At 69.0% G+C, this 18,981-nt stretch carries 17 protein-coding genes; 10 read left to right on the top strand and 7 right to left on the bottom strand.

From position 1 onward, the window contains the following. Position 1: 1 nt before the first annotated feature. From ABTU82_RS06945 to ABTU82_RS06915, 7 genes are all read left to right on the top strand, one after another. Complete coding sequence (locus ABTU82_RS06945) at positions 2-1,108, top strand: hypothetical protein (protein ID WP_116648027.1); 1,107 nt, start codon at positions 2-4, stop codon at positions 1,106-1,108. Between the two features lies 1 nt (position 1,109). Further along, complete coding sequence (locus ABTU82_RS06940; protein WP_116648026.1) at positions 1,110-1,364, top strand: hypothetical protein; 255 nt, start codon at positions 1,110-1,112, stop codon at positions 1,362-1,364. A gap of 183 nt (positions 1,365-1,547) precedes the next feature. Next, entirely contained in the window at positions 1,548-2,636 is a 1,089-nt protein-coding gene (locus ABTU82_RS06935) for an ABC transporter substrate-binding protein (protein WP_116648025.1), read from the top strand. Positions 2,637-2,691: 55 nt separating this feature from the next. Further along, positions 2,692-3,525 (top strand): ABC transporter ATP-binding protein, encoded by an 834-nt coding sequence (locus tag ABTU82_RS06930; RefSeq protein ID WP_407172555.1) that lies wholly within the window; start codon positions 2,692-2,694, stop codon positions 3,523-3,525. A gap of 1 nt (position 3,526) precedes the next feature. After that, positions 3,527-4,324: an ABC transporter permease gene (locus ABTU82_RS06925; protein ID WP_116648024.1), complete on the top strand. Its 798-nt coding sequence runs from the start codon at positions 3,527-3,529 to the stop codon at positions 4,322-4,324. A gap of 5 nt (positions 4,325-4,329) precedes the next feature. Then, positions 4,330-5,613, top strand: coding sequence for an aconitase X (locus ABTU82_RS06920; protein WP_407172552.1), 1,284 nt, complete (start codon positions 4,330-4,332; stop codon positions 5,611-5,613). Then, the gene (locus ABTU82_RS06915; RefSeq protein WP_116648022.1) at positions 5,610-6,035 is read left to right on the top strand and encodes an aconitase X swivel domain-containing protein; all 426 of its coding nucleotides are present in this window, start codon (positions 5,610-5,612) and stop codon (positions 6,033-6,035) included. Before ABTU82_RS06920 ends, ABTU82_RS06915 begins: the two co-directional genes overlap by 4 nt. Positions 6,036-6,432: 397 nt before the next feature. Here ABTU82_RS06915 and ABTU82_RS06910 read toward each other — a convergent pair whose 3' ends face one another. The 4 genes from ABTU82_RS06910 to ABTU82_RS06895 form a co-directional block, all read right to left on the bottom strand. Then, entirely contained in the window at positions 6,433-7,785 is a 1,353-nt protein-coding gene (locus ABTU82_RS06910; protein WP_407172550.1) for an FAD-dependent oxidoreductase, read from the bottom strand. Next, complete coding sequence (locus ABTU82_RS06905; RefSeq protein ID WP_407172548.1) at positions 7,782-9,512, bottom strand: dihydroxy-acid dehydratase domain-containing protein; 1,731 nt, start codon at positions 9,510-9,512, stop codon at positions 7,782-7,784. The genes ABTU82_RS06910 and ABTU82_RS06905 overlap by 4 nt, the downstream gene beginning before the upstream one ends. Positions 9,513-9,752: 240 nt before the next feature. Continuing rightward, positions 9,753-11,096: an MFS transporter gene (locus ABTU82_RS06900; protein WP_116648019.1), complete on the bottom strand. Its 1,344-nt coding sequence runs from the start codon at positions 11,094-11,096 to the stop codon at positions 9,753-9,755. 65 nt (positions 11,097-11,161) lie between these two features. Beyond that, entirely contained in the window at positions 11,162-11,614 is a 453-nt protein-coding gene (locus tag ABTU82_RS06895; protein ID WP_240606916.1) for a MarR family winged helix-turn-helix transcriptional regulator, read from the bottom strand. 82 nt (positions 11,615-11,696) lie between these two features. Here ABTU82_RS06895 and ABTU82_RS06890 point away from each other — a divergent pair, with 82 nt between their 5' ends. Continuing rightward, positions 11,697-12,542: an alpha/beta fold hydrolase gene (locus tag ABTU82_RS06890; RefSeq protein ID WP_407172547.1), complete on the top strand. Its 846-nt coding sequence runs from the start codon at positions 11,697-11,699 to the stop codon at positions 12,540-12,542. 175 nt (positions 12,543-12,717) lie between these two features. On the opposite strand, the gene ABTU82_RS06885 is transcribed toward ABTU82_RS06890, so the two are convergent. The 3 genes from ABTU82_RS06885 to ABTU82_RS06875 form a co-directional block, all read right to left on the bottom strand. Beyond that, a complete protein-coding gene (locus ABTU82_RS06885) occupies positions 12,718-13,722 on the bottom strand; it encodes a sugar phosphate isomerase/epimerase family protein (protein WP_116648016.1) in 1,005 nt (334 codons plus the stop codon). 59 nt (positions 13,723-13,781) lie between these two features. After that, positions 13,782-14,924, bottom strand: coding sequence for a Gfo/Idh/MocA family protein (locus ABTU82_RS06880; protein WP_407173300.1), 1,143 nt, complete (start codon positions 14,922-14,924; stop codon positions 13,782-13,784). A 97-nt stretch (positions 14,925-15,021) separates the two neighbouring features. Further along, the gene (locus tag ABTU82_RS06875; RefSeq protein ID WP_116648014.1) at positions 15,022-16,071 is read right to left on the bottom strand and encodes a substrate-binding domain-containing protein; all 1,050 of its coding nucleotides are present in this window, start codon (positions 16,069-16,071) and stop codon (positions 15,022-15,024) included. 269 nt (positions 16,072-16,340) lie between these two features. Between ABTU82_RS06875 and ABTU82_RS06870 the strand changes: the two genes are divergently transcribed. Both ABTU82_RS06870 and ABTU82_RS06865 read left to right on the top strand, forming a co-directional pair. Continuing rightward, positions 16,341-17,861: a sugar ABC transporter ATP-binding protein gene (locus ABTU82_RS06870; RefSeq protein WP_407172546.1), complete on the top strand. Its 1,521-nt coding sequence runs from the start codon at positions 16,341-16,343 to the stop codon at positions 17,859-17,861. 59 nt (positions 17,862-17,920) lie between these two features. Continuing rightward, complete coding sequence (locus ABTU82_RS06865) at positions 17,921-18,910, top strand: ABC transporter permease (RefSeq protein ID WP_407172545.1); 990 nt, start codon at positions 17,921-17,923, stop codon at positions 18,908-18,910. The last annotated feature ends 71 nt before the right edge of the window (positions 18,911-18,981 follow it).

The raw sequence follows: 18,981 nt of genomic DNA, 5'->3' as shown, positions 1-18,981 counted from the left end.
GATGACCGCGCAGATCCTCGGGAACATCCCCGACGTCGACATCGACCGCATCCACGAGATCCTCGACTACTACTGGGACCAGGAGTGGACCGACGGGCTGCCGGTGGTTCCGGTGACCGAGTCGTCGTTGGCTCCCTTCCTCGCGGCGGTCGACCGCGATCCCGCCGAGGTGATCTTCACGATCACCCACCTGAACCGGCACCTCACCATCAAGCTGGCCGCCATCAACGCCGCGCTCGCCGGGTGCAAGCCCGAGTACTTCCCGGTCGTCGTCGCCGCGTGGGAGGCGATCGCGAAGGAGCCGCACCCGGCGCGCGGAATCTGGCAGTCGACGACGGGTACCGCCCCCTTCCTCGTGGTCAACGGACCGATCCGTCACGAGATCGGGTTGAACAGCGAGGGGAACATCTTCGGATCGGGAACCCGCTCGAACGCCACGATCGGTCGTGCGATCCGGCTCGGCTGCATCAACGTCTTCGGGTTGCACCCGCACAAGCTCGACCAGGCCACGCAGGGCAACCCGTCGAAGTACTCCTCGTGCATCGGTGAGAACGAGGAGCAGAGCCCCTGGCCCCCGCTGCACACCGAGTACGGTTTCGACGCGTCCGACAGCGTCGTCACGGCCTACGTGATCCGCTCGGTCGTGCACATCGAGGCGCGGCACACGATGGTTCCCGAGCAGCTCGCCCTGGACTACGTCGACACCATCCGGCGCACGGGTGCGCTCATCCACGAGTACACCAGCGCCCTTCTCGTGCTCACTCCCGAGCACGCCGAGGTGTTCGCCTCGGCCGGCTGGAGCAAGGACGACCTGCGCGACTTCATCTTCGACAACGCGCACCGCACCCGCGACGAGCTCGTCGCGGTGGGCAAGGACGCCCTGTCGCACAAGACCCGGTGGCGCCTCGCATCCGATCATCCCGACTCGATGCCCGACTCGGCCAGCTCCACCGACGAGCCCGATGTCGTGCCCTCGCTCAGCCATCGCACCTCGGTGCAGATCATGGTCGCCGGCGCGAACAACGCGGGCGTCTCGGCGATCGTCGAGGTGTTCACGCTCAACCCGCCCCGGGAGTTCCCGTACTCGTACAGCAGGATCGGAGAGTGACATGACAGACCCGACCGAAGCGGCATCGGTGGATGCTGCGCTGAAGCAGTTCACCGACATGATGGCGACCGACGGCTACGTGCTGTCGTGGACGCCGGCCGACGACGAGAAGATCGTCGTCCGCATCGACGCCACGGAGGGCGCGTGCGCCGACTGCCTCGTGCCGCAGCCGGTGATGGAGGCGATCATGGCCGCGGCCCTCGAGCCGACGCCCTACAGCCTCGACCACGTCGTGCTGCCCGCCGACGCCCACTGAGGTCGCGCGAACAGTGACCCTCGGCCAGACGGCCGGGGGTCATCGTTCGTGGAGGGCTTTCACAGCCAGCAACTATCCTTTCGCTGAGTGAAAACTCGGGTTGGAGTCGGCGAGAGCGGTCGGCAGACTCGGGCAGGCCGACCGCAACGCTGCGGGCGGATCGTTCCGACACAGGAGTCAGACATGATCACCGCACAGACCTCGACGGCCCCCTCGCGCGCACGGCGCGGCATCCGTGCCACGGCGGCCCTGATCGCTGCCGGAGCCCTCGCCCTCGCCGGTTGCTCGGGCGGAGGAGGGCAGAGCCCCTCCGGTTCCGACGGCGAGCTCAAAGAGATGACGGTCGTCACCTTCCTGCCGCTGGAGTCGTTCAGCTTCACGCCCGAGATGTTCGCCTCCTCGGGCGGCTACTTCGAGAAGAACGGGCTCGACGTCGACCTTCAGCCCGTGCAGGGCACGGCCGCCGCGATCCAGTCGCTCGTGGGCGGGGCGACGACCATCACCCGCGCCAGCACGGTCGACGTCTTCCCCGCCATGGAGAGCGGGCAGCCGATCACCGCGGTGGGCACGATGGCCTATCGGTCGAATCTGCGGGTCGTCTCGACGACGGAGGACCCGATCGTCGATCCCGCAGACATGTCGGGGAAGACCATCGGTATGGGCTCGATCGGCGGGACGAGCGAGAAGATGCTGAACCTCGCCCTCGACGAGGCGGGCGTGGACCAGGACTCGGTCACCCGCCAGGCCGTCCCCGTCACGGCCGCCACCCTCGAGGTCGTGCGCCAGAAGCAGCTCGCGGGCTACATCGTCAGCCTCGACACCTCGCTCGCGATCGAGCAGCAGAACGACGACGCGGTCATCGAGCAGGTCGGACTCGTCGACCAGCCCGACATCCAGACGTGGATCACCACGCAGTCCAACCTCGACAACCCGGAACGGGTCGAGGAGATCGAGCTGTTCCTCACCGCGATCAAGGAAGCCACCCAGTTCGTCATCGACGACGCGGAGAACAACTTCGACAACGTGCTGCAGATCATGCGCGACAGCGGCGACTGGAACTTCCCCGCGCTTCAGGACGACACCGTCGCGCGGGCGGCGCTCGCCGAGTACGTGACCGGCACCTGGGTCGACCCCGACGGAAGCGTCTCGCTGCTCGAGAACGACATGGACGCCTGGTCGGACACCTACGAGGTCTACACGAAGGCCGGTTTCGTCGAGGGCGGGCAGGACCCGCTCCAGTGGATCACGAACGACTACCTCCCCGCCGGCTGATCCGCCCGCAGTCCACGCCGACCCCCGCGGCACTCGACGAATGAGAGGCATGCCGATGAGAAACGACACGCTCGACACCACCACGGCCGCCACCGGCGGAGCCACCGCCGTCCCCAGCCTGCACATCCAGGGCGTCGGACGCGACTTCCACACCAAGAACGGCACGACCCACGCCGTGTCGGGGGTCGACCTGTCGATCCAGAGAGGGGAGTTCGTCGCCCTCATCGGGCGTTCCGGATGCGGCAAGACCACGCTGCTGCGAATGATCGGGGGGCTCCTGCCGCCGACGGCGGGCACCATCGCCGTCGACGGGAAGGAGCTGTGGCGCGACGGTCGCGTCGACAGCTCCGCGGTGACGAAGCTGGGTTTCGTCTTCCAGGAGAGCAACCTCTTCCCGTGGTTCTCGGTGCTCGACAACATCGCGCTGCCGCTGAAGATCCGCGGCGTCGGCAAGACGGAGCGGCGGCGCCGCGCGAGCGAGCTGGCCGAGCTGGTCGGTCTCGCCGGGTTCGAGAAGTCGTACCCGCGCGAGCTCTCCGGAGGCATGCGCCAGCGCGCGGCCATCGCGCGAGCGTTGAGCACGAAGCCCGACCTGCTGTTGATGGACGAGCCGTTCGGGGCACTCGACGCGCTGACGCGCGAGCGCATGAACCTCGAGCTGCAGCGCATCGTCTTGGAGACGAACTCGACGGTGGTGTTCGTCACCCACGACATCCCGGAGGCGGTCTTCCTCGCCGACCGGGTCGTGCACATGACGCCGCGCCCCGGACGCATCCGTCAGATCCTTCCCGCGGACTTCCCCAAGCCCCGTTCGGTGGATCTGCAGACCATGCCCGAGTTCAACGACATCGTGCGGGCCCTCCGCCACGACCTCGACGAGGAGCACTGACATGCCCAAGCCCCGGATCATGAAGCTGCTGCCGTGGATCGTCACGCCCGCCCTCATCATCGTCATCATCGCCGTCTGGCAGATCCTCGTGACCTCGCTCGAGGTGAATCCGCTGGTCTTCCCGCCGCCGCTCGCCGTCGGCGAGGCCCTCGTCGTGCTCCTCGGTGACGGCGGCACCTGGGAAGAGGTCGGGGTGACCGTCCTCGAGATCATCGTCGGGTTCGCGATCGCCGTCGTCAGCGGGATCGTCGTCGGTGTGGTGCTGGGCAAGCTCCCGTGGCTCGAGGTCAGCATCCGTCCCCTGATCGTCGCGGCCCAGGTCGCACCGAAGGTCGCCTTCATCCCGCTCTTCGTGATCTGGTTCGGCTTCGGCATCACGTCGAAGGTGCTGCTCGCCGCGCTCCTGGCCTTCTTCCCCGTCATGCTCAACGTGTTGCTCGGCGTCCGCTCGGTGGAGCAGGGGCAGCGCGAGGTGATGCGCAGCATCAGCGCGAGCCGCGCGCAGACCTTCCTCCAGCTCGAGATGCGGAGCCTTCAGCCCTACCTCTTCGCCGGGATGGAGGTCGCGATCGTGCTCGCGACGATCGGCGCGATCGTCGGAGAGTACCTCGGCGGCAGCGTGGGGCTCGGGGCGATGGTGGTGAGGGCGATGAGTTCTCTGGATGCCGCGAGGACGTTCGCACTCATCATCCTGCTCTCGCTCATCGGGCTCGTGCTCTACCTGATCGTCAACGAGGCCAAGCGCTTCGTGATCCCCTGGCACGAGTCGGTCTACGGCCTGCGCGAAGCGACGGCCTGACGCCCGTGTTGCTCACCGACGAGGAGAAGGGCATGCGCGACGGCGCCGAGGGCGGAGCGGTGGCCGCCGCGATGGATCTGCTGATCCGCTACGGCGAGGCCCTCGGTGCGGAGCGGCTGTGCGAGACGCGCAACGTCGCGGGCACCATGACCCAGCCCTCGCCGGCCAAGGCGAAACTCGTCGAGGAGGGCGGCTGGGCGAAGTCGTTCGCGGTCATCAACCTCGACTGCGACGACGACATCGAGATTCCTCGCATGAAGGTGCCGACGTGCCAACTGCAGCACGGCTTCGGCAAGGACGCGTCGGGACTCACGTCCTATCCCGAGCAGTCGATCGTGCTGCAGGGCGATGCCGAGTCGTATTTCAGCGAACGCGGCGTGAACATCCTCGCCACCTGCACCCCCTACCAGGTGGGCAACATCCCGGTGCGGGGCGAGCACTGCGCGTGGATGGAGTCGTCGGCGGTCGTCTACTGCAACTCCGTGCTCGGGGCGCGGACGAACTGCGAAGGGGGCGCCTCCACCGGGGCCGCCGGGCTGACCGGCCGCATCCCCTACTGGGGAAACCACCTCCCCGAGAACCGCTTCGGCACCCACCATCTCGTCGCGGGCGTACCCGTCGACGACTTCCAGGAGTGGGGGATGCTGGGGTACTTCGTGGGCGACGCCGTCCAGGAGGGGCGGCCCGTGATCACGGGCGAGCTCGTGAACCCCGATCTGGCCGACCTCAAGCACTTCGGTGCCGCGACAGCCACCGCCGGCGGCGTCGAGATCTACCACATCCCGGGCGTGACGCCCGAGGCGGCGTCGCTCGAGGCCGCGTTCGGCGGTGCCGCCGTCCCGGAGCCGCTCGTGTACGGCGAGGCCGAACGCCGCCTCGTCTACGAGACCCTCAACGACCAGGGCGAGTCGACGGACGTCGACTTCATCCTCCTCGGTTGTCCGCACGCCTCGCTCGACCAGCTCGAGCGCGTCGCCCGACGCCTCGAGGGACGCCGCATCCATTCCGACACCGAGCTCTGGGTGATGACGCCGGCGGCGATCCGCACCATGGCCGATCGCAGCGGCTACACCCGCGCGATCGAACGGGCCGGCGGGCGCGTTCTGACCGACTCGTGTCCCGCGATGTCGAAGGCCGCCCCCGACGGGACCCGCGTGATGGCGACCGACTCGGCCAAGCAGGTGCACTACCTGCCGGCCATCCTGGGCATCGAGGGCTGGTTCGGCACTCTCGAGGAGTGCGTGGATGCTGCGGTCACGGGCACCTGGCGCGGCGAGCTCTCGCGATGACCACCGTCGTGGAGACGTTCACCGGTCGACCGATCGTCGCCGGCGTCGTCGAGGGTGAGGCCCTCGTCTCGACGGAGACGATCTCGGGGTTCGGGGGTATCGACCCGTCGAAGGGCACGGTGATCGAGCCGCGACACGAGCTGTTCGGCGTGTGCTTCACCGACAAGATCCTCGTCTTCCCCGGCGCGAAGGGTTCGTCGGGCTGGTCGGGCTTCTTCCAGAGCACTCGCCTCATGGGCACGGCCCCGCGCGCGATGGTGTTCAACGTCATGACGACGAAGGCCGTGCTCGGAGCCATCGTCACCCGCGTTCCCAGCGTGGTCGAGTGCAGCCCTGACCCCGTGGCCGCGATCCGCACCGGCGACTGGGTGCGCGTGGACGGCGACCACGGCGTGGTGACGATCCTGCGTCGAGCCGCGTAGACCCGCGCGGCCGTCCTGCGCGCAGGACGCACGGAGGAGTTCTCACGAGCGGAGGACGCCCCGGGTGTTCAGGGTCCTCCCTTCGTGAGATCTCCTCCCGTCATCACGGGGGAGGGAGCTTGATGCTGCGGCGCGCCCCTTGACCCCGCTCTTTCTCGCGTGGCGACGGGCGGAGATCTCACGAGCGGACGGCGCTCCGCGCCTGCCGGGTCCTCCCGCCGTGAGATCTCCTCCCGCCATGACGGGCTCAACGCGAGGTCCGGGCGCAGACAGCACGCGTGGCGCGCGGATCTCGAGGCGTGTGACGCACTCGGTCTCCGGATGCTGCGTGCTCTCGCTAGTGGGTGCGCCGCGGTGGTTCTCGTGCGCGCGAGTGAGGGTCCAGCGGACGCGCGGCCTACACGGGGACGGTGAGGTCGGTGCCGAGGTAGGCGCCGTCTGTCGCGAGCTGCGCTTGCAGCGCGGAGACGTCGATGTCCGCAGCATCCGTGCCGCCCGAGAGCGCGAGCGCGGCGGCCGTGCCGGCGGCCTGACCCATCGCGAAGCAGGGGCCCGTCACCCGGCCCGACGACTGACCTCCCTGCGTCATCGATGCCGATCGGCCGACGACGAGGAGGTTGCCGACCTGCTGGGGAACGATCATGCGGTACGGCAGCTGGTGGAAGCCGCGGCTGCCCTCGGGGGCGAAGCGGAACTCGACGTCACCGGCGACATGCGCCTCGACGGGCCACCCGTTGACCCCGATCGTGTCGTCGAAGTCGGCGTTGCCGAGCACGTCGTCCTGGGTCAGCTGGTAGCCGCCGACGATGCGACGCGTCTCGCGGATGCCGATCTGGGGCGCGATGTCGACGACGTACGAGTCCTGGAAGCCGGGGGTGCGCTCGCGGATGAAGGCGAACGTCTCCTTGACCTGCTGGCGCCCCTGGATCTCACCGTGGGTGAGCTGGCGCACGTCGGTGCCGTCGACGGCGCTGCCGTCGTCGTTGTGGAGCTGGGTGAGGTTCGACCTCCACTCGAGCGGGTTGCGCTGCGGACGCACGATCGGCTTCTTGCGGGGGAACGAGTGCGTGCCCGCGGCCTCGGCGTCTTCCATGAGGCGCCGGATGGTCTTCCACGCCTCGCCGGCCTCCTCGGGGTGCACGCCGTTGATGCGGAACATCAGCGACGGGAAGAGCAGCTCGGGGGAGCGCTCGAAGGGTGCCCCCGACCAGGCGGCGATGTCGGCGTCGCCCGATCCGTCGATGAAGAACCGGGCGCGGACGGCGCTGCGCCCCGACTTCGACTCCAGCACGACGGCGTCGATCGTCTTCTCGTCGGACATCACCACATCGACCGCCGTCGCGTGGAAGAGCAGCTCGGCGCCGGCGGCGAGAACGAGCTCGTCGGCCGCGATCTTGTACGCCGAGATGTCGAACGACACCGCCATGATGCGGTTCTCGATCGTCAGGTGAGGGGTGTTCAAGCCATCCAGCGCGGTGAGGCGGTCGAGGAGCTCGTCGGCGAACCCGTGGATGACGAGCTTGTCTTCGCCGAAGACCCTGGCGTGCAGACCGCAGAACGTGCTGAGCCCACCCATCGTGCCCGCGCCGCCGAGGAATCCGTACCGCTCGACGAGCAGTGTCGACATGCCCGCTCTGGCAGCGGCGGTCGCCGCGAGGAGCCCCGCGGGCCCGCCCCCGATCACGACCACGTCGTACTCGCCGATCACCGGGACCGCGCGCGCGGGAAGGTGGATGGTGGAAGAGGTCATACCGTTTCCTTCGTTCGCTGTTCGGGGGTCTTCTCGCAGGTGCTGCGCCCCGGGCGGGCGCACAGGACGGCGCCGCACGAGAGGGGCTGCACCAGCTGCTCGTACTGGTCGAGCATCCCGCCGCCGGAGTCGCGGTCGACGGGGGGCGAGTACGGCGGGCGCGCCGCCAGCTCGGCGGGATCGACGAGCAGGTCGACCCGGCCCTCGGCGAGATCGATGTCGATCACGTCGTCGTCTCTGACCAGACCGAGCGGAGCGCCGGGGGCCGCGGCCTCGGGGGAGACCTCGCCGACGGAGACGCCCTGGTTCACCAGGCCGCTGAACTGGCCGTCGGTGACGAGCGCGACGCTGTCGGCGAGACCGCGTGCGTGCAGCGCGAAGATGAAGGCGGAGGTGAGTCCCATCCCGGGCGCTCCGGAGACGCCGATGCCCCGAATGACGGCGACGTCGCCCTCGCGCAGACGCCCGCTGGATATCCCGTCGATCGCCTCCTCGCGGTTGGCGAAGACGCGAGCGGGACCGGTGAAGCGGTGGGGGCCGGGGTCGGGGACCGGACGCTTGGCGACCGCGCCGCCGGGGGCGAGCGTGCCGCGCAGCACCGAGATCGCCGGGTCGGTGCCGAAGGGGTGGTCGAGGGAGCGGATGACGGTGCCGTCCGCGGGGGCCGCGGACTCCAGCGCCTCGCCCATCGTCTGTCCGGTCACGGTGAGTCGATCGAGGTCGAGCAGGGGGCGGAGCTCGCGGAGCATCGTCGCCGCGCCGCCGGCGTCTTCGTAGTCCTCCACGAGCGCGGGGCCGTTGGGGCGCACCGAGGCGAGGAGGGGGGTCTGGCGTCCGAGCACCCGGAACGCCTCCCACACGTCGACGTCGATCCCCGACTCCACCGCGATCGCCTGGAGGTGCTTGATCGTGTTCATCGAGCCTCCGACGGCGAGCATGGCCCGCACGGCGTTCTGGATCGACCCGGCCGTGATGATGTCGCGCGGGCGCACATCGCGCTCGACCAGGTCGGCCAGCGCCGCGGCCGAGCGACGCACGGCATCCCACATGCGTTCGCTGTTCGCGCGCACGGGCGTCGACCCCGGTACGGCCATGCCGAGGGCCTCGGCCACGACGTGCATCGAGTTGGCGGTGGCCATCCCGGCGCAGACCCCGGGGCCGAGGATCGCGTCGTCGGCGAGTTCTTCGAGGCCGTCGACGGGTTCGCCGGTGACGGCAGACTTCGCCGCGAGGAGGAAGACCTCCTCGACGTCGGCCTCGCGCCCCTCGGCGCGGCCCGAGTGCTGGTAGCCGCACGCCACGACGACGGTCGGGATGTTCAGGCGCCCGGCGGCCATCAGGTGCGCGGGCGTGGTCTTGTCGCACGAGCTGAGGCAGATCATCGCGTCGAGCTTCGCGCCCTCGACGGCCGCCTCGATGTCGTTGACGATGAGGTCGCGGCTGGGCAGGATGTAGCGCCCGGCCCGACCGGCGCTGGTGACGAAGTCGCTCGGAGCGGTCGTGCGGATCTCGAACGGCAGCATCCCCTGCGCGCGGAGCTCCTCCTTGAGCACCGGGACGATCTCGTCGAGGTGGGCGTAGCAGGCGGCGAGCTCCGACGAGGTGTTGACGATCGCGACCTTCGGCTTGCGCAGGTCGGACACGGGGATCCCGAGCGAGACCCAATGGGCGCGCCGGGCGATTCCCAGAGCGGAGGTGGGAGGCAGGTTGCTGCGCAGTTCGGGCATCGTCGTCCTCGATCTCAGCCGTGCCGACCGCACCGCGTCGGCGCGGTCGTTGTCAGCGATCGCGGGGAGTGCCGATCGCCGCACCCAACGTACGTCGGAGGGGCCGCAGCATCCGCCCCTCCTTTCCACTCAGCGGAAGGCGTTCCCGCGGCGCCGGAAAGCGGCGAGAGTGCCCGTTTTCGCCGAACGTGCGCGTTTGCTCGGCCTCTTTCGGCGAAAACGGGCACTTTCGGCGATGTGTCAGCGGTGGGGGGCGGACTCGTTCGGACGCGGAAGGGGGATGGCGGTGGTGCCCGCGACCTCGTCGCTGAACTCCTCCGGAACCGGTTCGGGCACGACATCGATCGGACGCGTCTCGTCGAGCGTGAGGGCGAAGCGCCGGCTCTCGTGGCGATGCACGCGGCCCGAGAGGAGGGTCCATGTGACGCCGACCGCGCAGGCGACGAGCGCCGCGATCGCGGCGACGAGGATGGCCGCGCGCGGGCCCCACTCCGAGGCGATCCAGCCGACCACGGGAGCGCCGACGGGCGTGCCTCCGAGAAGGATCGCCATGTAGAGGGCCAGTACCCGACCGCGCAGGGCGGGGTCGGTCGTGGTCTGCACGTAGCCGTTCGCCGTGGTGAGCATCGTGACGACCGAGAAACCGACGAAGACGAGGGTCACGGCGTACAGGAGGTAGCTCGGGGCGATCGAGGAGGCGAGCATGGCGATTCCGAAACCGCCCGCGGCGACCACCACCAGCCGCAGTCGCGCGCGTTCCCGACGGGCGGCGAGGAGCGCGCCGGTGAGCGAGCCGATCGCCAGGATCGAGCTGAGGAGACCGAATCCGTCGGCCCCCTGTCCGAACTCGAGAGCCATGGTCGACGCGAAGATCGGGAAGTTCATGCCGAAGGCCCCGAGGAGGAACACCATCACGAAGATGACCGCCAGGTCGCCGCGCTTTCCGACGTAGCGGAATCCGTCGGCCAGGCGTGAGCTGCCCCGCATCTTCGGGCGCGGCACGAGCTCGTGCGGGCGCATGATGGCGAGGGCTGCGAGCATGGCGACGAAGGTGAAGGCGTTGACGAGGAACACCCAACCGCTGCCGATCAGCACGATGAGCACGCCGGCGACGGCGGGTCCGATGAGGCGTGCGGTGTTGAACGACGCCGCGTTGAGCGCCACGGCGTTCGACGCGTTCTCTCGCGCGACGAGGTCGGAGACGAACGCCTGGCGAGCCGGGTTGTCGAACGCCGTGACCACGCCGAGGGCGAGGGCGAAGCCGTACATGAGCGGCAGGGTCATGACGCCGGTGAGCACGAGCACACCGAGGGCGACGGCCAGCAGCAGCATGACCGTCTGCGTCACCATGATCAGCCGCCGGCGGTCGAAGCGGTCGGCCACCCACCCGGTCACTCCCACCAGCAGCAGGGGTGGCGCGAACTGGAGCGCCATCGTCACGCCCATCGCGCCGGCGTCGCCGTCGGTGAGTTGGGTGAGCACGACCCAGCTCTGGGCCGTCGACTGCATCCACGCCCCGACGTTCGACACGACAGCGCCGACGAACCACACGCGGTAGTTGAACACCGCGAACGATCGGAACATCGATGGGCCCACGCGGCCAGAGGCTCCGCGCGACGCGCGAGCGGCGCGGGGAGGGGTCGTGGGGCTCATCGGTCTGCCAGCCTCTGCATGATCTGCGCGGCGCGGGCGAGAGTGGCGCGGTCGTCGTCGGTGATCTCGGCCAGCGCCCCCTCGAGCCATGCGTCGCGGCGGCGGGCCGTCTCGACCACGACGGAGCGTCCTTCGTCGGTCAGATCGAGCGTGATCTTGCGGCGGTCGTCGAGCGAGGGCGTGCGGCTGAGCAGCCCCGACTCCTCGAGGCTGTTGACGGTGCGGTTCATCGACGGCGCGGTCACCCGCTCGCGGGTGGCGAGCTCGGCGAGCGTGTGCGGTCCGAAGACCTTGAGGGCGGCGAGCACGGCGAACTGGCCGTCGCTCATCGTGTCGACCGCGCGCTGGGCGCGGAGGCGGCGGGCGAGTCGGAAGGTCGCCATCCGAAAATCGGATGCTGCGGTGCCGAGGTCGCTCGGTGGTTCTGGGGGCGTCGTCGAGTCGTTCATGCAGTGTTTAGCATAACTCATTAGTCGAGCTAATGGCAGGGTGGAAGAGGGTGCACGCCAGCGCCCCACTAGGCTCGGCGACATGCCCGAGTTCGCCGATGCGCACGGTGTCGCGATCGTCTACGACGTCCATCCCGCCGATCGGCCCCGCGCCGTGGTGCAGCTGCTGCACGGCGTGGGTGAACACGCCGGTCGCTACGGCGCGCTCGTCGACTCGCTCGTCGCCGAGGGCTACACCGTCTATGCCGACGACCACCGCGGCCACGGGCGCACCGGCATGCGCCAGCACGGCGGCGATCCCGCGAAGCTCGGACGGCTGGGGCGCGGCGGACACCGCGCGGCGGTGGACGCGGTGCGGGAGCTGACCGAGCGCATCCGCGACGAGAACCCCGGTCTGCCTCTCGTGCTGGTCGGCCACTCGTGGGGGTCGTTCCTCGCGCAGATCCTGGTGAACCAGCATCCTGACCTCTACGACGCCCTCGTCCTGAGCGGATCAGCGTTGCGCTGGCCCGGCTCACTCAACGCCGGCAACCTCAACGCGGCGTGGAAGACCGAGGGCGCCACCGGAACCGAGTGGCTCTCGTCCGACCCCGACGTCGGACAAGCCTTCCTCGATGATCCGCTGACGACCTCGGTGCCGCTGCTGAAGCTCTTCGGCCCGCTCGACGCCGTACGGCTGTTCGGGCGCCCCGCCCGCGACCTGCGGAACATCCCGGCGCTGCTGATGGTCGGGCGCGAGGACTCGGTCGGCGGCCCCCGCAGCGTGCACAAGCTCGCCGATGCCTACCGCGCGCGTTCCGGTCTCACCGACGTCACGACGCTCGTCTACCCCGAAGCCCGGCACGAGATCTTCAACGAGCTCAACCAGGCCGAGGTGCGCGCCGATCTGCTCGCGTGGCTCGCCCCACGCTTCCCCTCCCGCACCTGACGCGGGTCTGCGCAGCATCCGATCAACGCATCCGTGTTCGAGTCCACACTTCCGCGCAGCGGCGGAGTGTTGATTCGCGCAGCGGAAGGTGGATTGGATGCTGCGCGGGGGAGCCGGCCGGCACAGAGCAAGGGCCCGACCCCCGGGCTGGGGAGTCGGGCCCTTGTCGTCGAGGCTACTTCGTGCTGAAGGCCGAGTCGAAGGCCGCGGCCGACGGTTCGTAGCTCGAGAGGCGACGGACGAAGCCGAGCGCCTCGGGGGCGCCGACGAGGCGGTCCATGCCGGCGTCCTCCCACTCCACCGACAGCGGCCCCTGGTAGCCGATGGCGTTCAGCATGCGGAAGGCGTCTTCCCACGGCACGTCGCCGTGGCCGGTCGAGATGAAGTCCCAGCCGCGGCGCGGGTCGGCCCACGGCAGGTGCGACCCGAGGCGACCGCTGCGACCGTCGACGAGGCGCTTCTTCGTGTCCTTGCAGTGCACGTGGTAGATGCGGTCCTGGAAGTCCCACAGGAAGCCGACCGGGTCGATGTCCTGCCACACCATGTGCGACGGGTCCCAGTTGAGTCCGAACGCCTCGCGGTGACCGATCGCCTCGAGGGCGGCCTTCGTGGTCCAGTAGTCGTACGCGATCTCCGACGGGTGCACCTCGTGGGCGAACCGCACGCCGACCTCGTCGAAGACGTCGAGGATCGGGTTCCAGCGGTCGGCGAAGTCCTGGTAGCCGGCGGCGACCATCTCGGCGCTGGCGGGCGGGAACATCGCGACGTACTTCCAGATCGACGAGCCGGTGAAGCCGGTGACGGTCTTCACGCCGAGCTTCGCGGCCAGGCGCGCGGTGTTCTTGAGCTCTTCGGCGGCGCGCTGGCGCACGCCCTCCGGGTCGCCGTCGCCCCACACGCGATCCGAGACGATATCGCGGTGACGCTGGTCGATCGGGTCGTCGCAGACGACCTGGCCCTTGAGGTGGTTCGAGATCGTCCACACCTTCAGGCCGTTGCGCTCGAGCACGTCGAGCTTGCCCTGCACGTAGGCGTCGTCGTCCCAGCGCCACGGGTCGAGGTGGTCGCCCCAGCAGGCGATCTCCAGGCCGTCGTAGCCCCATTCGCCCGCGAGGCGGGCGACTTCCTCGAAGGGCAGGTCTGCCCACTGGCCGGTGAAAAGCGTGATCGGTCGCGCCATCGCGGTGTCCTTTCGTCGGTACTCGGAATCGCCTGAGGAGGCGGGGGAGGAGAGGTCGGTCAGTCGACGGCCGTCCAGGCGCTGTCGTCGTTCGAGCTGCGCTCCACGGCGTCGAGGACGCGCTGCACGTGCAGGCCGTCCGCGAAGGACGGCGTGGGGGCGGAGCCCTCGGCGATCGCTTCGACGAAGTCCTTCGCCTGGTGGGAGAAGCCGTGCTCGTAACCGAGCATGTGGCCGGCGGGCCACCAGTTGCCGACGTACGGGTGGCCGGGCTCGGTGACGAGGATGCGGCGGAAGCCCTGCTCCTCTGCCGGAGCCGTGGCGTCGTAGTACTCGAGCTCGTTGAGGCGTTCGAGGTCGAACGCGAGCGCGCCGGTGGAGCCGGCGATCTCGATGCGCAGGGCGTTCTTGCGCCCGGTGCGGAAGCGGGTGGCCTCGAAGGAGGCGAGAGCGCCCGAGGACAGGCGCCCCGTGAAGAGGGCGAGGTCATCGACCGTGACCGCGCCGCGCTCGGTGGTCGCGGTGCCCGACAGCCCCGACGACTCTCCGAGGAGAGGGCGCTCGGCGACGATCGTCTCGAGGATGCCCGAGACGCGCGAGAGGGTCTGGCCGGTGATGAACTCGGTGAGGTCAACGGCGTGGGCGCCGATGTCGCCCAGAGCTCCCGACCCGGCGCGGTCCTTCTGCAGGCGCCAGGTGAGCGGCGCCTCGGCGTCGCTGAGCCAGTCCTGCAGGTACTCGGCGCGCACCTGGCGGATGTCGCCGATGCGGCCGGCGGCGACGAGGTCGCGGGCGAAGGTGGCCGCGGGGACGCGGCGGTAGGTGAAGCCGACCATGGAGCGCACCCCGCGCGCGGCGGCGCGTTCGGCAGCATCCGTCATGGCCTCGGCCTCGGCGACGGTGTTGGCCAGCGGCTTCTCGCAGAGCACGTGCTTGCCGGCGTCGAGCGCGGCGATGGCGATCTCCGCGTGGGTGTCACCGGGGGTGACGATGTCGACCACGTCGATGTCGGGGCGGGCGATGACCTCGCGCCAGTCGGTGGCAGCCTCCGACCAGCCCCAGCATTCGGCGGACGTCCGCGTGCGTTCGAGATCGCGGCCGACGAGCACCGACATCTCGGGTTGCAGGGGGAGTTCGAAGAAGCGAGGAGCGACGCGCCATCCCTGGGAATGAGCGACACCCATGAAACCGGCGCCGATCATTGCGACGCGGAGGGGCTTGGTCAAGGCAAAGGTCTTTCTCTAGACAGTGGGTGAAAGGTGGGGGCACCCGGATGACGGGTGCCCCCACACGATCAGATCAGGACTCGAACGCGAGGTCGATGAACTGCGCGACGTTGTCCTTCGTCACGACGGGTGCGTCGAGGACGATGCGGTTCGGAACGCTCGGGGTGATCAGGTCGCCCGCGGTCTTGCCCTGTGCGATGAGGCGAGCGAGGGCGATGCCGTCCGCGGCCTGGGTCGACGGGTAGATGACGGTGGCCTTCAGCACGCCGGTGTCGGACTCGATCTCTTCCATGGCGTTGCGGCTACCGGCGCCGCCGACCATGAAGAACTCGTCGCGACCGGCAGCCGAGATCGCCGCGAGGACGCCGATGCCCTGGTCGTCGTCGTGGTTCCAGATGGCGTCGATCTGCGGGTTGGCCGAGAGCATCTGCGAGGTGGCCGATTCGCCGCCCTGCACCGTGAAGTCCGCGGCGACGCGGGGTCCGACCTCGAGGCCGCAGTCCGACAGCGCGTCGGCGAAGCCCGCGGAGCGGTCCTGGGTCAGCGGCAGCGAGTCGATGCCGGCGATCTCGCCGACGATCGCGTCGGGGTTGTCCCCGAGCTGCTCGCAGATGTAGGTACCGGCGCTGACGCCCATGCCGTAGTTGTCACCGAGAACGGTGGAGCGCGCGGCGAACGGGCTCGAGAACTCGCGGTCGACGTTGATGACCGGGATGCCGGCCTCCATCGCCTTGATCGCGACCTCGGTCAGGGCCGCGCCGTCGCTGGGGAGCAGCACGATGGCGTCGACGCCGTCGTTGATGAACGTCTCGACGGCCGCGATCTGCGCGGTGACGTCGTTGGTTCCCTCGGCCTGGCGGAGTTCGACGTCGGAGAAGCTCTCGGCGGCCGCGAGGGCGCCGGAGTTGATGGCGCCGAGCCAACCGTGGTCGGCCGCGGGGCCGGAGAAGCCGATGACGACCGTGTCGCCGGCTTCGGCGTTCTCTTCGGTCGTGGTGCCCTGGTCGACGACGTTCTCACCCTCGGTGGCACCGCCGGTGCAACCCGCGAGAAGTCCGACGCTGGCGAGAAGCGCAACGCCGGTGAGAACCAGGCGAGAGCGCGACTTCAGGATTGTGCGCATGTTCTTTCCTCCTTGAATGTGATGCAGCTTGGGCCGGCGTGCTCTCGGGAGTTCCATACGAAGGAGAGGTCCACGCTGACGAGCATCACCGTAACAGAAGTGATGGTCGATTGGGCAACTTTTGTTATCCGACGGTTATAAGTTCGGGTGACCTGTCCACGGGCGCGCAAACGCCCGCTCGCGCGTGCGCGGGTGGTGTCTGCGCGCTCACCGCATCGGCTCGCGGGAAAGGGTCGCGCGCTGGTGCGGTGTCGTGTTATGTTCGCCCGGTGATCAAAGTTGACCATCAGTCGTCATTACTCCAGGTGCGGGGTGTAACGAAGTCCTTCGCCGGCGTCCGGGCCTTGCGCGGCGTCGATCTCGATATAGCGCCGGGCGAGGTCCACTGTGTGCTGGGGCAGAACGGTGCGGGCAAATCCACCCTCATCAAGACCCTGGCCGGTGTTCACCGTCCCGACGGAGGTGAGATCCGCTGGCGCGGCGAGGTCGTCGAGATCCCGTCGCCCGAGTCCGCCATCGAGCTGGGCATCGCCACGATGTACCAGGAACTCGACGTCGTCGACGGCCTCACCATCGCGGAGAACATCTTCCTGGGCCATGAACTCGCACGCGGGGGCTTCACCAAGAGGTCGGAGGCCGCAAAGCAGACCACAGCGATCCTGAAGCGCCTCGGGCACGCGAACCTTTCGCCCCATACCGAGGTGGGGTCGCTGAGCGCGGCGAACAAGCAGATCGTGAGTATGGCGCGTGCCCTCTCGCACGACATCAAGCTCATCATCATGGATGAGCCCTCCGCCGTGCTCGACACCGAAGAGGTCAAGAACCTCTTCCACGTGGTGCACGAGCTGACGTCCGAGGGCATTGCGGTGGTCTACATCACCCACCGCCTCGAGGAAATCCGTCAGATCGGCGATCGCATCACCGTCCTGAAGGACGGCCGCACGACCGCCGTGGGCCTCTCGGCGGCCGACACTCCGACTCCCGAACTCATCCGCCTCATGACGGGCCGCGAGGTGGCCAACGTCTTCCCCGAGCGCACGCCGATCGCTGCAGACGCGGCCACCGTGCTCGATGTGAAGGACCTCGCGCTCGACGGCGTCTTCGACGACGTCTCGTTCACGGTGCGGGCGGGTGAGGTCGTCGGACTCGCCGGCCTCGTCGGCTCCGGCCGGTCGGAGATCCTCGAGACGGTCTACGGGGCCCGCAAGGCGACACGCGGCTCGGTCAAGGTCGGAGACAAGACCCTGAAGAAGGGGTCGGTCGTCTCCGCGGTCAACGCAGGCATCGGGCTGTCGCCCGAAGAGCGGAAGAGTCAGGGCCTCGTGCTCGACGAGCCGATCTTCGTGAACATCACGCTGGCATCGATGAAGAAGTTCACCAAGGCCGGGTTCACCGACGACCGCTCCGCTCGGAAGACGGCACTCGAGCAGATCGAAGCGTTCGAGCTGCGTCCGGCCGACCCCGACCGGGCTGCGCGCACGCTGTCGGGCGGCAACCAGCAGAAGATTTTGCTCGCCCGGTGGCTGGTGCACGGAACCCGTGTGCTGCTCCTGGACGAACCCACCCGCGGCGTCGACGTCGGCGCCCGTGCCGAGATCTATACCCTCATCCGTGATCTCGCCGCCGCCGGCAACGCCGTCGTCGTCGTCTCCAGTGAGATCGAGGAGGTGCTCGGACTCGCCGACGTCGTTCTCGTCGTCGCCGACGGTCGCATCCTCCGCACCCTCCCGTCCGACCAGATCGACGAGCACGGTGTGCTCGACCTCGTCATGAAAGGATCCGCCGCGTGAGCGAGCTGATTACACCCTCCGACTTGCAGGGTCCTCCTCCACAGACCAACGCAACGCCCGTGGACTCCCCTCAGCCCGCATGGCGTCGCGCCCTCTCCGGACCCGTCGGCCGCAACCTCGGCCTCGTCGTCGCGCTCCTGGTCATCGTGATCGTCGGAGCGGTGACGGCGGGCAGCAACTTCGTCGGCGTCGACAACATCCTCGTCATCCTCCGCCAGGCGTCGATCATCGGTGTGATCAGCGTCGGCATGACGCTCGTCATCATCGCCGGCGGCATCGACCTGTCGGTCGGATCGGTGATGGGCCTCGCGTCGGTCGTCGCGGCCCTGGCTGTGGTGCAGGATCTCGCCGACAGCCTCCACTGGGTGGTGATCGTCGTCATCGCGCTGCTGGTCGGCGTCGGCGCAGGCCTCATCAACGGCATCGTGATCGCGTATGGAAACGTCGTGGCGTTCATGGCGACGCTCGCCATGCTCGTTGCTGCGCGCGGTCTCGCGGAGATTCTCGCCGATCGTCGCACGCTCGTCGTCGGCGACCGCGGCTTCCTCGACTTCTTCAACGCCGACATCCTCGGCGTCGACATGCTGATCTGGATCTTTGCTCTGGTCGCAGTGCTCGGGTGGATCCTCCTCAACCGCACCACCTTCGGCCGCCGCACGGTCGCCATCGGCGGCAACCGCGAGGCGGCGCGCCTCGCCGGTATCAACGTCCGGCGGCACACGATGTGGCTCTACGCGATCGCCGGTCTCTGCGCGGGCATCGCCGGCGTCATGATTCTCGCTCGCACCACCGCGGGAAGCTCGACGAACGGCACCCTGTACGAGCTCGACGCGATCGCCGCGGTGGTCGTCGGCGGAACTCTGCTGATCGGTGGCCGAGGAACGATCACCGGCACGGTCTTCGGCGTGCTCATCTTCGCGACGCTGACGAACGTGTTCGTGCAGAACAACCTCACCTCGTCGGTGCAGGCCGTGGCGAAGGGCATCATCATCGTGGTCGCGGTGCTCCTGCAGCAGCGCTTCGCACGGCCGTCCGGAAAGTCGAGCTGAGGCGAACATGTAGCGACGGCGGCCACACTTCTGCGTGGCCGCCGTCGACTTAACGGCTGAGCGATAGCATC

It is taken from the genome of Microbacterium deferens (assembly GCF_045517775.1).
Lineage (GTDB): Bacteria > Actinomycetota > Actinomycetes > Actinomycetales > Microbacteriaceae > Microbacterium.
This window is presented reverse-complemented; position numbering and strand designations above follow the sequence as displayed.

What these genes read in the sequence shown, in the direction of transcription:
- ABTU82_RS06905 (WP_407172548.1), bottom strand. Translation starts at nt 9,512, where the DNA reads ATGCCCGAACTGCGCAGCAACCTGCCTCCCACCTCCGCTCTGGGAATC.
- ABTU82_RS06925 (WP_116648024.1), top strand. Translation starts at nt 3,527, where the DNA reads ATGCCCAAGCCCCGGATCATGAAGCTGCTGCCGTGGATCGTCACGCCC.
- ABTU82_RS06910 (WP_407172550.1), bottom strand. Translation starts at nt 7,785, where the DNA reads ATGACCTCTTCCACCATCCACCTTCCCGCGCGCGCGGTCCCGGTGATC.
- ABTU82_RS06915 (WP_116648022.1), top strand. Translation starts at nt 5,610, where the DNA reads ATGACCACCGTCGTGGAGACGTTCACCGGTCGACCGATCGTCGCCGGC.
- ABTU82_RS06935 (WP_116648025.1), top strand. Translation starts at nt 1,548, where the DNA reads ATGATCACCGCACAGACCTCGACGGCCCCCTCGCGCGCACGGCGCGGC.
- ABTU82_RS06875 (WP_116648014.1), bottom strand. Translation starts at nt 16,071, where the DNA reads ATGCGCACAATCCTGAAGTCGCGCTCTCGCCTGGTTCTCACCGGCGTT.
- ABTU82_RS06930 (WP_407172555.1), top strand. Translation starts at nt 2,692, where the DNA reads ATGAGAAACGACACGCTCGACACCACCACGGCCGCCACCGGCGGAGCC.
- ABTU82_RS06900 (WP_116648019.1), bottom strand. Translation starts at nt 11,096, where the DNA reads ATGTTCCGATCGTTCGCGGTGTTCAACTACCGCGTGTGGTTCGTCGGC.
- ABTU82_RS06890 (WP_407172547.1), top strand. Translation starts at nt 11,697, where the DNA reads ATGCCCGAGTTCGCCGATGCGCACGGTGTCGCGATCGTCTACGACGTC.
- ABTU82_RS06885 (WP_116648016.1), bottom strand. Translation starts at nt 13,722, where the DNA reads ATGGCGCGACCGATCACGCTTTTCACCGGCCAGTGGGCAGACCTGCCC.
- ABTU82_RS06940 (WP_116648026.1), top strand. Translation starts at nt 1,110, where the DNA reads ATGACAGACCCGACCGAAGCGGCATCGGTGGATGCTGCGCTGAAGCAG.
- ABTU82_RS06895 (WP_240606916.1), bottom strand. Translation starts at nt 11,614, where the DNA reads ATGAACGACTCGACGACGCCCCCAGAACCACCGAGCGACCTCGGCACC.
- ABTU82_RS06945 (WP_116648027.1), top strand. Translation starts at nt 2, where the DNA reads ATGACCGCGCAGATCCTCGGGAACATCCCCGACGTCGACATCGACCGC.
- ABTU82_RS06880 (WP_407173300.1), bottom strand. Translation starts at nt 14,924, where the DNA reads ATGATCGGCGCCGGTTTCATGGGTGTCGCTCATTCCCAGGGATGGCGC.